The sequence below is a fragment of the Gordonia sp. 11cp genome (assembly GCF_057767225.1).
Genome location: NZ_CM173437.1, coordinates 4,292,944 through 4,305,006 on the forward strand (window position 1 = coordinate 4,292,944; position 12,063 = coordinate 4,305,006).

At 67.9% G+C, this 12,063-nt stretch carries 8 protein-coding genes; 4 read left to right on the plus strand and 4 right to left on the minus strand.

Annotated elements, in window-relative coordinates:
• Positions 1-27 precede the first annotated feature (27 nt).
• From AC3B6C_RS19265 to AC3B6C_RS19280, 4 genes are all read right to left on the minus strand, one after another.
• Positions 28-1,581 carry an AMP-binding protein gene (locus AC3B6C_RS19265; RefSeq protein ID WP_488373782.1) on the minus strand — a complete coding sequence of 518 codons (1,554 nt, stop codon included), beginning with the start codon at positions 1,579-1,581 and terminating at the stop codon, positions 28-30.
• 112 nt (positions 1,582-1,693) lie between these two features.
• On the minus strand, positions 1,694-3,259 hold the full coding sequence (locus tag AC3B6C_RS19270; protein ID WP_488376309.1) for a GMC oxidoreductase: 1,566 nt from the start codon (positions 3,257-3,259) through the stop codon (positions 1,694-1,696).
• A gap of 205 nt (positions 3,260-3,464) precedes the next feature.
• Entirely contained in the window at positions 3,465-4,031 is a 567-nt protein-coding gene (locus tag AC3B6C_RS19275) for a TetR/AcrR family transcriptional regulator (protein WP_010841036.1), read from the minus strand.
• Positions 4,032-4,046: 15 nt separating this feature from the next.
• Positions 4,047-6,869, minus strand: a complete 2,823-nt coding sequence (locus AC3B6C_RS19280; protein ID WP_148281189.1) for an aconitate hydratase — start codon at positions 6,867-6,869, stop codon at positions 4,047-4,049.
• A 373-nt stretch (positions 6,870-7,242) separates the two neighbouring features.
• Between AC3B6C_RS19280 and AC3B6C_RS19285 the strand changes: the two genes are divergently transcribed.
• From AC3B6C_RS19285 to AC3B6C_RS19300, 4 genes are all read left to right on the plus strand, one after another.
• Positions 7,243-7,854: an Rv1476 family membrane protein gene (locus tag AC3B6C_RS19285; protein WP_488373783.1), complete on the plus strand. Its 612-nt coding sequence runs from the start codon at positions 7,243-7,245 to the stop codon at positions 7,852-7,854.
• A gap of 375 nt (positions 7,855-8,229) precedes the next feature.
• Positions 8,230-9,741, plus strand: a complete 1,512-nt coding sequence (locus AC3B6C_RS19290) for an NlpC/P60 family protein (RefSeq protein WP_010841039.1) — start codon at positions 8,230-8,232, stop codon at positions 9,739-9,741.
• A 193-nt stretch (positions 9,742-9,934) separates the two neighbouring features.
• Positions 9,935-11,131 (plus strand): AAA family ATPase, encoded by a 1,197-nt coding sequence (locus tag AC3B6C_RS19295; RefSeq protein WP_488373784.1) that lies wholly within the window; start codon positions 9,935-9,937, stop codon positions 11,129-11,131.
• Complete coding sequence (locus tag AC3B6C_RS19300) at positions 11,121-12,059, plus strand: DUF58 domain-containing protein (protein ID WP_488373785.1); 939 nt, start codon at positions 11,121-11,123, stop codon at positions 12,057-12,059. The genes AC3B6C_RS19295 and AC3B6C_RS19300 overlap by 11 nt, the downstream gene beginning before the upstream one ends.
• The last annotated feature ends 4 nt before the right edge of the window (positions 12,060-12,063 follow it).

Genomic DNA, 12,063 nt, shown 5'->3' on the forward strand with positions numbered 1-12,063 from the left:
GGAGTGACTCGGCGAGTGCCCGGCGCCTCAGCCGACCGGCGTCTCCGGCCAATACCGCTTGCGCAGATCGCCTTTCACGAGCTTTCCGGTGGGCGTACGAGGTAGGTCGTCGACGAAGTCGACCGATCGAGGCGCCTTGTACGCCGCGATGTTGTCGCTGGTGAACGCGATCAGTTCCTCGGCGAGCCGATCGGTGGGCTCGATGCCGTCGGCGAGCTGGACGCACGCCTTCGCGACCTCGCCGAGGTCGGCGTCGGGAACGCCGATCACCGCGACATCGAACACCGCGGGGTGGTTGATGAGGACGTTCTCGGCCTCCTGCGGATAGATGTTGACGCCGCCGGAGATGATCATGAACGCCTTGCGGTCGGTCAGGTACAGATAGCCTTCGTCGTCGACATACCCGACATCGCCCGTGGTGGACCAGTTCTCGTGCTCGGGGTGCTGGGCCTTGCGGGTCTTGTCCGGGTCGTTGTGGTACTGGAAGGCCACCTCCTCGCGTTCGAAGTACACCTGGCCGACCTCACCGGTCGGCAGTTCCCTGCCGTCCTCGTCGCAGATGTGGACCACGCCGAGTAGCGGTTTGCCCACCGAACCCGGATGATCCAGCGCCTCCTGCGGACCGATGAAGGTTGCACCGGCGGCCTCGGTCGACGCGTAGTACTCGTGGATGACCGGTCCCCACCACTCGATCATCGCGCGCTTGACCTCGACGGGGCACGGTGCGGCGGCGTGCACCGCCACCTTGAGGCTGCTGACGTCGTACTTCGTGCGGACGTCGGCGGGGAGCTTGAGCATCCGGATGAACATGGTGGGAACCCACTGGCTGTGGGTCACGCGGTACTTCTCGATGGCGGCGAGGGCCGCCTCGGGATCGAACCGGTCCATCATGACGACGGTGCCGCCCACCGAGTTCGTCATCCCGCAATAGCGCAGTGGCGCAGCGTGATACAGCGGCGCGGGGGAGAGGTAGACGGCGGTGTCGTCGTAGCCGTACATCGGCGCGAAGATCGCGGTGTAGGCGTCGGGCACCTGGTCGACCTGTCCCTCCGGCATCGGTGTCTTGATGCCCTTGGGGCGTCCGGTGGTCCCGGAGGAGTAGAGCATGTCGGTACCGCGCGGCTGATCGGTGCGCGGCTCGGCCGACGCATTCGCCAGGACCTTGTCATAACTCTCGAAGCCGTCGAGATCCCCACCCCAGACGACGCGTCGCCCCGGACCCGTCAGTGCCTCGATCTCCCCGGACGTCGCCACGGCGTCGACGACGGATGCGCCGGCGAACAGGACCTGCGCGTTGCAGTCGGAGAGGATGTAGTTGGTCTCGGCTGCGGTGAGATGGTGATTGACGGCGGTCACGTACAGGCCGCTGCGCAGTGCCGCCCAGTACACCTCGAAGACGTGGAAGTCGTTGGCCGAGACCACGGCGATGTTGTCACCGCGCCGGAGGCCCAGTGACTCGAGGTAGTTGGCGAGCCGGGTTGAGTTCTCGTCCAGCTGGCGGTAGGTCAGTTCCTCACCGGTCGCGGCACGGATGACGGCCGGCTTGTCGGGAGTGGATTTCGCGAAGACTCCAGGGAACAAGGGTGGCGCTCCTCGTGACGAAGGGATGGTCACCCCGAACGACCGTATCTAACGATCGTTCGGGGTGGTGCGAGTCACATTACCCTAGCGCCGTGTCCGATTTCGCAGATCCTCAGTGCGTCGCGAGAAACCTGTCCATGGTGCGTTCCGCGAGGGCGGTGATCGTCAGCGCGGGATTCACCAGACCCACGGCGCCCGGGACGAACGAGCCGTCGACGACCCACAGGTTGTCGTACCCGCGTACGCCGCCGTCCATGTCGGCCGCCGCGCCCATCACCACGCCGCCGAGTCCGTGATACGTGCTCGCGGAACCGAATCCGAGCGCTCGCGATGATATGTGAGTGCCGTTCGCGCGGAAGCCGAAGCGGCCCTCGGTGCGTTCGTGGAACCGTGCGATGAACGCATTGCTGCGGCGGTCGAGATCATTGCGGTCGGCCGGGTGGGGGTAGTTCAGCTGTGCGCGCCGCGTGCGGTGGTCGTAGTCGATCGTGCCGCGCTCGTCGGTGTGCGCCTGCACCAGGTGGGTGGTCGCGGCCTTGCCGAGCGGGGCGGGCAGCGGGGTGGCCTGATAGACCATCGAGACCGGCCCGCCGGGCAGGTCGTCCTCGTAGATCCGGGCGTAGCCCGGTCCGCCCTGGACGGCACCGAAGTCCTCGCGCGGGTTCGCCCGGATGGTGAGGAAGTCGCCGTTCACGCCGAAGCCGTCACCGATGCGCGACGACAGCCGTGGCAGGCGCCCCTGGGCGCGGGCCTCGACCAGCAGCCTGGTGGTGTGGAAGGAGCCCGCGGCCATGAAGAGATGATCGGCCTCGCTGGTCACGGTGCGTACCGTGCGCCCCTGTTCGTCGAGAACCCTTGCGGTGACGACGAATCCGGCGCGCCGCGACCGGGGCCGGATGTCGAAGACCTCGTGCATCGCCTTGACGGAGACGTTGCCGGTCCGTTCGGCGGCGAGGAGGTAGCTGCGGTCGAGTGACTTCTTGGCGCCGCTGTTGACTCCGTAGCTGAGTTCGCCGGCGGAGACCGACGGGGTGGCCCGGCCGGCGAGTTCGTCGCGGACGATGTCCCAGTCGATGGCGAAGTCGAAGAAGTGCGGTGACGCGCCGTAACGCTCGATGACCTTGAGCCACGAGCGGGCGCCGACGTACTTGGGATGGGCGAGGATGTCCGCGGGCAGCGGCGAGACGCCGAGCCCCGCCTTGGCGCGCGGGAAGTAGGTCTGGGAGAGCTGCGCGTAGTTCGCGGCCGCCGGGAAGATGTGGTCGAAGTCCTGGCGGCGGGGGACGGGCGTGAACGAGCCGAAGACGAGTGACCCGCCGCCCACGCCGGCGCCGTACACGGCCTCGACGCCGTTGCCCATCACGTGATCGAGAACGCCGGGGTACGGTTCGACCGGGATGCCGCTCGCCGCACTTGCGCCGGCCGGGCTGCCGAACCACGCCGCGCGTTTGTCCGGATTGGTCGTCGTGGCGAAGGTGTTGCCGTCCGGGCGGATCGGCCAGCGGCGACCGCGCTCGAAAACCGTTGTCTTGAACCCGGCCGCGCCGAGGCGTCGGGCCGCCACCGCGCCGCCGAAGCCGGTGCCGATGACGATCGCGGTCTGCCCCGGCGCCGCCTGCGCCGGAGTCGCGGTCGCGCCGAACGCGGCGAGGGCCCCGACGCCGGCCGCGGAGCGCATGAGGGTCCGGCGAGAGACTGCCGGACCGGAATTGTCGTAGTTCACCACGGAACCTTAGCGTGAGCTAAGTAAGGTTAGGAACTCCTTAACCCTTTGCGCTTCCTGTGGGATGGATCACCACTCGGCTCGTCCGTCACCGGGGCGGGATACACACCCGCCGGCACGATGACCATGACCTTCGGCTCGGAACGGCGGGATGAGGCGCTCAGTCGGACGCGCGCACGGACTCTTCGACGAGGTCGAGCACGGCGTGTAGGTCGTCGGTGGGCTGCCCGGTCGCCAGCCGGGTGATCAGGCCGTCGAGCACCAGGTCGAGATAGTTCAACAGGACGTCCGTCGGCACGTCGTCGCGCAGGCGCCCCGCCTGGCGGCCGCGTTCCAGCCGGCTGAGTGTCGCCTGCTCGACCTCGGCCGAATAGGACACCCACTCCGCCCGGAAGCTGTTGTCCGTCCGCAGTTTTCGTGCGATCTCCAAGCGCGTCCCGAGCCAGTCGAAATCCTGCGGCCGGGTGAGCATGTCGCGCATGACCTGCACCAGACCCTGCTCGGCCGCCACATCGGCCATCCGTTCGGCGTCCTCACGCGCGAGAGCGAGGAACAGCGCTTCCTTGTCCCGGTAGTGATGGAAGATCGCACCCCGGGACAAGCCGGTGGACTCTTCGATCCGTTTGACGGTCGCGCCGTCGTATCCGTACTCCGCGAAGCAATGCCGCGCGCCGTCGAGAATCTCCCGACGACGCGCGGCAAGCCGGTCATCGCTGACCTTGGGCACGTCGCGTGCCTCCTGTCAGCTCTTGATCATGTTGCGCAGCACGTACTGCAGGATGCCTCCGTTGCGGTAGTAGTCGGCCTCACCGGGGGTGTCGATGCGCACCTTCGCATCGAACTCCACCGTCGAGCCGTCCTCCTTGGTGGCGGTGACGTGCACGGTCGACGGCGTGGTGCCGTTGTTCAGCTCCTCGATGCCGGCGATGTCGAAGGTCTCGGTGCCGTCGAGGCCCAGCGACTTGTGCGACTCGCCCTCCGGGAACTGCAGCGGGATCACGCCCATGCCGATGAGGTTCGAGCGGTGGATGCGCTCGAAGCTCTCGGTGATGACGGCCTTGACGCCGAGCAGGCTGGTGCCCTTGGCGGCCCAGTCGCGCGACGACCCGGTGCCGTACTCCTTGCCGCCCAGCACGACGAGCGGGATGTTCTGCTCGGCGTAGTTCTGCGCGGCGTCGTAGATGAACGACTGCGGTGCACCCTCCTGGGTGAAGTCGCGGGTGTAACCGCCGGTCACACCGTCGAGCAGCTGGTTCTGCAGGCGGATGTTGCCGAAGGTCGAGCGGATCATCACCTCGTGGTTGCCGCGGCGGGCACCGAGCGAGTTGTAGTCCTTGCGTGCCACACCGTTGGCGTCGAGGTACTGCGCGGCGGGGGTGCCGGGCTTGATCGTCGAGGCGGGGGAGATGTGGTCGGTGGTCACCGAGTCGCCCAGCTTGGCCAGGACGCGAGCGCCCTTGATGTCGGTGACCGGTGCCGGCTCACGCTGCATGCCCTCGAAGTACGGAGGCTTGCGGACGTAGGTGGACTTCTCATCCCACTCGAAGGTCTTGCCCGACGGCGTCGGCAGGTTCTGCCAGCGCTCGTCACCCTTGAAGACGTCGGCGTAGTCCGAGGCGTACTGCTCCGGCGAGATCGACGACGCGATGGTCGCCTCGATCTCCTCGTTCGTGGGCCAGATGTCCTTGAGGAAGACGTCGTTGCCGTCGTTGTCCTGACCCAGGGCGTCGGACTCGAAGTCGAAGTCCATCGTGCCGGCCAGCGCGTAGGCGATGACCAGCGGCGGCGACGCGAGGTAGTTCATCTTCACGTCGGGGTTGATGCGACCCTCGAAGTTCCGGTTGCCCGACAGCACGGCGGTGGCCGTCAGATCGTGCTCGTTGATGGCCTTGGAAATCTCCTCCGGCAGCGGACCCGAGTTGCCGATGCAGGTGGTGCAGCCGTAACCGACGAGGTAGAAACCGAGCTTCTCCAGGTACGGCCACAGGCCGGACTTGTCGTAGTAACCCGTGACGACCTGCGAACCGGGGGCCATCGACGTCTTGACCCACGGCTTGGAGGTCAGGCCCTTCTCGACGGCCTTCTTGGCGAGAAGTGCCGCGCCGAGCATGACCGACGGGTTGGACGTGTTGGTGCAGCTGGTGATCGACGCGATGGTCACGATCCCGTGGTCGAGGATCATCGAGCCGCGTTCCTCGGAATCGACCCGGACCGGCTTGGTCGGGCGGCCCTCGGCGTTGTTCGCCGCCGAATGCAGCGGCTCGGCGCCGTCGTCGGCGAAGGACAGCGTCGCGGGATCCGAAGCCGGGAAGGTCTCTTCGACGGCCTCGTCGAGCTTGGTCTGCGGGGCCGAGTTGCCGTTCTCCACGTAGTTGTGGATGTCCTTGCGGAATGCGTTCTTGGCGTCCCACAGCTCGATGCGGTCCTGGGGGCGCTTCGGTCCGGCGATCGAGGGCACGACGTCGGCGAGGTCGAGTTCGAGGTACTCGGAGTAGACCGCCTCTTCGGCGTCCTTCTCCAGCCACATGCCCTGTTCCTTGGCGTAGGCCTCGACGAGCGCGAGCGTCTCCTCGCTGCGGCCGGTGAGCCGCAGGTACTTCACGGTCTCCTCGTCGATGGGGAACATCGCACAGGTGGAACCGAACTCGGGGCTCATGTTGCCGATGGTGGCGCGGTTGGCGAGCGGGACCTCGCCGACGCCGTTGCCGTAGAACTCGACGAACTTGCCGACCACACCGTGCTTGCGCAGCATCTCGGTGATGGTGAGGACCACGTCGGTGGCGGTCACGCCGGGCTTCGCCGAGCCGGTGAGCTTGAAGCCGACGACGCGCGGGATGAGCATCGAGACCGGCTGGCCGAGCATCGCGGCCTCGGCCTCGATGCCGCCGACGCCCCAGCCCAGGACGCCGAGGCCGTTCTCCATCGTGGTGTGCGAGTCGGTGCCGATGCAGGTGTCGGGGTAGGCGACGCCGTCACGGACCATGACCGAGCGGGCGAGGTGCTCGATGTTGACCTGGTGGACGATGCCGGTGCCCGGCGGCACGACGCGGAAGTCGTCGAAGGCACCCTGGCCCCAGCGGAGGAACTTGTAGCGCTCCTCGTTGCGCTGGTACTCGATCTCGACGTTGCGCTCGAACGCCTGGGCGTTGCCGAAGGCCTCGATGATGACGGAGTGGTCGATGACCATCTCGGCGGGTGCGAGGGGATTGACCTTGTCGGGATCGCCGCCGAGTTCCTTCACCGCATCGCGCATCGTCGTGAGGTCGACGATGCAGGGCACACCGGTGAAGTCCTGCATGATCACGCGGGCCGGGGTGAACTGGATCTCGATGCTCGGCTCGGCGTTCGGATCCCAGTTCGCGATGGCCTCGATGTGCTCCTTGGTGATGTTGGCACCGTCTTCGGTGCGGAGCAGGTTCTCGGCCAGGACCTTGAGCGCGTAGGGGAGCTTGCCGGTGCCCTCGACGGCGTTCAGACGGTAGATCTCGTAGCTGTTGTCACCGACGTCCAGCGTGCCGCGGGCGCCGAAGGAATTGATACTCACGTCTAAATCCACTCTCCTCATGTGCCGACGGGCTGCGCCGGCGATTACTCGATGATCCACTTGCGGTCGGGCGGTTCCGGCCGGGCGGGCGTCACTCCCGTTCCGTCGGTGTCCGCGCGGTCTGACGTTCTGCACCGGCGGGCTGCACCGGCGCCATCGGATGTCCGCGAGGGCCACCCGCGACAACATCGTCCAGTCTAACAGTACGAGCGTACTGTTACCAAGCTCGGGCCCGGGACGCGCCGGGCGGACGTGCCGACACCGGAATACCCAGACGACTCCATTGTGTCGTACGGTGCAGGGCGGGGTTCGGCGAGTGGGCACTCGACGCCGACGCGAAACCGGCTGTCAACGTCCGCGCAACCCCGGTGATCTCGAGAGGCAGGGGTGGCGGATGGGTCCGCAGGCGACGACGCTGGTGCTGGCAGCTCCCACGGAGAACAACGAACTCACCGGACTCGTCGGAGTCGACATGGGCGAACTGTCCCGGGACATCGCCGACGACGGTGTCGCCGGCGCGACCCCCGAGCAACTGCCCCGGATGCTCGAGGTCGTCGAGTACGCCGGGTCCAAGGGTCACGACGTGAGCTTCGTGGTCGTCGATCAGGTGCAGCCGCGGTTCACCCTCTACCGGGACATCGCCAACCAGTTGCAGGATCAGGTCGGTGGCACCGTCATCGTGCTGGGTCCGAACTCGGTCGGCAGCTCGTCGCCTGACTTCAGCCGCGTGGTGCAGGAGCAGGCCACCGACGGACTGACCCTCACCGACCCGGCGGGTGCGGCCCGCCAGATGATCGACACGATGACCGGTCCCAACGTGGACTGGACGATCGTCGGCATCCTGCTGGTCCTCGTCGTCGCGGCCGGTGCCGTGCTGGCCAGGGTGCGCCGGGTCCGCGCCCGCAAGGCCGAGGCCGCCGGCCCGCTGGGGCCCGTGCAGGCGACGGTCGACGCCTCGGACGAACCGTCGTCGCGAGATCGCGAACCCCCCTCCTCCAGTCAGTAGTCCGGCCCCTCGCGCCCTGCTCCGAACCGCAGCTGCGCGGCGCACGATCCGAGCCCATGCCATCTGCATCCGGTCGCGCGCGGACGCTGTCCGGCGTGTCGGGCGGTCTGTTGCCAATTCGAGACCTTGACGACGGTCCGATCTTTCGCCAGTTCACGGCATTTTCGCAGGTAATCACGCGTTTGTAATTCGCGAACGCGGTTTTCGCGTGTGGTTGATGTGACGTACGGTTCTGATGTCACGTGTGATGCCTGTGTCCCCTGCAGGGTCCCTTGTGACGTAAGTGCAGTGCGTGATCGCCGCGGTTCTCGACAACCCGGACGATCGCCGGGCCGGGGATCGCGAGATCCCCGCACATACCGCGAGGAGTTCCAGGTGAGGCGAGGAAGAACTGGTGCGTCGTGGCCGGCGCGCGTCTCGGCGGCCCTGGCTGTCGTACTCATCTGCGCGGTCGGCGCGGGTCATGCCGACGCGGCACCGAAGAAGACGCCCGAGTCGCCCATCTCCGGGTTGATCAACCGCATCGCGACGGTCAACCAGGACATCGCCGACCTCGACCAGGCGCTCGCGGCCCGTCAGGAGAACGTGAACCGGTCGATCGCCGATTTCCAGAACTCACTCGCGCAGCGGCGCCTGGCCACGGTCGCTGCGCGCGGAGCCCGGACCGAACTCGACCGCTCGAGCAAGGCCGTCGTCGACGCGCAGAAGGAGTTCGACCGCTTCGCGCGTCTGGCCTATCAGCAGGGTCCCGAGCAGGGCTCGATGTCGAACTACGTGTCCTCGGAAGACCCGCAGGCCGTGCTGGACCGGATGAAGCTGATCGACCAGGTCGGCAAGAAGCAGCAGGAGATGATCCGGCGCCTGCAGGTCGCACGCAATCAGAAGGCCAACCGCCTCGCCGCCGTGGAGGCCACCCGCCGCCAGGCGTCGTTTGCGGCCAAGAGCGCCGAGCAGCGCAAGATCGATGCGATGGCGGCGGTCACCGAGGCGAAGACGGCCATCGCGACCCAGCAGAAGCGCAAGGCCACGCTGATCGGTGAACGCGACCGGGTGCAGAAGCGCCTCAACACCATTCGCGGATACGTCCCGAAGAAGACGGTCGAGGGGCCGTCGGCGAGTGATCTGCTCACCAACCTGTTCCCGACGGGTCCGTCGGCCGAGGGAGCCCTGAAGGCGCTGCCGGCCACCCCCGCCACCGACAACCAGGCACTCGCCGTCGCGGCCGAGGCCGCCGCACGCCTGGCCCTCGACGTCGGTCAGTCGATCCTCGCGGGGCTCGTCGGTCAGCAACAGTTGCCCCAGTCGGAGTTGCTGAACGAACTAGGCATCGGGGGTGCGGACCTCACCGGCAGCAGCGGGGGCGACACCCTCAGTGCGCGACTCGGTTCCGGGAGCCTCGGCACCCTGTTCGGCAGTTCCTCCGGGGGTGGCGGCGGAGGCGGCATGGTCCGTCCCGGACTGCGCGGCCCGCAGGCCGTGGAGATCGCCGTCAACCGCGCGCTCTCGCAGCTCAACGTGCCCTACGCCTGGGGGGGCGGTGACGCCAACGGGCCGACACAGGGCATCCGCGACGGCGGCGTCGCCGACAGCTACGGCGACTACAACAAGATCGGTTTCGACTGCTCGGGCCTGATGATCTACGCGTTCGCCGGCGTGGGCATCGAGTTGCCGCATTACACGGGCTACCAGTACACCTCGGGTCCGCAGTTCCCGCTGTCACAGATGCGTCGTGGCGACATGATCTTCTACGGCCCGAACGCGAGCGCACACGTCGCGCTGTACCTCGGTGACAACAAGATGGTCGAGGCACCGCAGTCGGGTGACGTCGTGAAGGTGTCGCCGTTGCGCACCGACGGCGCGATGCCGAACGTGGTGCGTCTGCTCTGACAGCCGACGATTCGGGCGGGGCTCGTGAACGACCGACACCCGCCGAGTCTTCTTGGCACCTTTTCAGTTCACACGGCTAGGCTGGCACAGACACGCGGGGTCGACGCCTGCGCGCTGCGCGATCGCGGCCGCGCCCACGGGCCGACGCATCGTGGTTCGACGGAACAGCAGTCCAGAGGAACAGGAGCACGGGTTGACCGAATCGCACTCCCTCGGCAAGGCGGCCACGGGGGATCCCGCGGCGGCAGGAGCGGACTCGGTGCTGAGCGACGCCGACGTCGCCCTGCTCGAGCGGGCCATCTACGAGGTCAAGCGCGTCATCGTCGGCCAGGATCAGCTCGTCGAGCGCATACTCGTCGGACTCCTCGCGCGCGGCCACATTTTGCTCGAGGGTGTGCCCGGCGTCGCCAAGACACTCGCGGTCGAGACGTTCGCCCGCGTCGTCGGCGGATCGTTCTCCCGTGTGCAGTTCACCCCCGACCTGGTGCCGACCGACCTGATCGGTACGCGTATCTACCGGCAGGGCCGTGAGGAGTTCGACACCGAACTCGGCCCGGTCGTCGCGAACTTCCTGCTCGCCGACGAGATCAACCGCGCACCCGCGAAGGTGCAGTCCGCCCTGCTCGAGGTGATGGCCGAGCGTCATGTGTCGATCGGCGGCAAGACGTATGCGATGCCGGATCCGTTCCTGGTGATGGCGACGCAGAACCCGATCGAGAACGAGGGCGTCTACCCGCTGCCCGAGGCGCAGCGGGACCGTTTCCTGTTCAAGGTCCTCGTCGACTATCCGTCGGTGGAGGAGGAGCGCGAGATCGTCTACCGGATGGGCAACGTCCCGCCGACCGCGTCCCAGGTCCTGGACCCCGAGGCGATGCTCCGTCTGCAGCGGACCGCGGCGAACGTCTTCGTCCACCACGCCCTCGTCGACTACGTCGTCCGAGTCATCAACGCCACCCGCCGCCCGGCCGAGCTCGGCCTCAACGACGTCGCGTCCTGGTTGTCCTACGGCGCGTCCCCGCGCGCGACGCTGGGCATCGTGGCCGCCGCCCGGGCGCTGGCGCTGGTCCGCGGGCGCGATTACGTGATCCCGCAGGACGTCGTCGAGATCATGCCCGACGTGCTCCGGCACCGTCTGGTGCTGTCGTACGACGCACTGGCCGACGAGATCGATGCCGATCAGGTCATCGCCCGGGTCCTGCAGACCGTCGGACTGCCGCAGGTCGGCGCGCAGCCCGTGCCGCAGGGGCAGTACCCCGCCGGGCAGGCACAGGCGCCCAACGCCGGGCACGGGCCGAACGGTTATGCAGGACAACAGGTCTCGCAGTCCGCCGGCCCGCTGGACCCGAATTCGGCCCCGGCGAACCGGAATTCGCCTCAGTATGGCGGCTAACCGGGACCTTCCGCGCCTCGGCGCCGGTCTGCTCGACGAGCCGCAACTGACGGCGGCACTGAAGATGCTCGAGCTCACCGTGCGACGCAAGCTCGACGGCGTGCTGCAGGGCGAGCACCTCGGGCTGATCCCCGGACCGGGTTCGGAACCGGGGGAGGCACGGGCCTACCAGCCGGGCGATGACGTCCGGCGCATGGAGTGGTCGGTCACCGCCCGCACCACCCAGCCCCATGTCCGACAGATGATCGCCGACCGGGAACTCGAGACGTGGCTGGTGGTCGACGCCTCGGCCAGTCTCGACTTCGGCACCGTCGACTGCACCAAACGCGACCTCGCGGTGGCCGCGGCCGCGGCTCTGGTCCACCTCACGACCGGCGGCGGCAACCGGCACGGTGCGCTGGTGGTGACCGGCGACAACATCGTGCGGGTGCCGGCCCGGGCCGGACGCGCGCACGCCCAGAACCTGCTGAAGGCCATCGCCACCACCCGGCGCAGTTCACCCGGCGTGCGCGGTGATCTCAAGGCGGGTATCGAGGCGCTCCGCCGGCCTCAGCGCAGGCGCGGCCTCGCGGTCGTCATCAGCGACTTCCTCGGACCCATCGACTGGGAACGGTCGCTACGCGCCATCGGCGCCCATCACGAACTGCTGGCGGTCGAGGTCCTCGACCCCCGTGACCTCGACCTCCCGGCGATCGGGGAGGTCACCCTGGCGGATGCCGAGTCCGGCGAGATCCACGACGTGACGATCACCGAGGACCTCCGGCGCGACTTCGCGGCCGCGGCCGCGGCTCACCAGCAACGGGTACACCGCACGTTGCGGAGCTGTGGCGGCTCGGTCCTCACGCTGCGCACCGACCGGGAATGGATCGCCGACACCGTCAAGTTCGTCGCACGACGCCGCCGCGGGCTGGCGGCGGGGGTGGGGTAGGCCG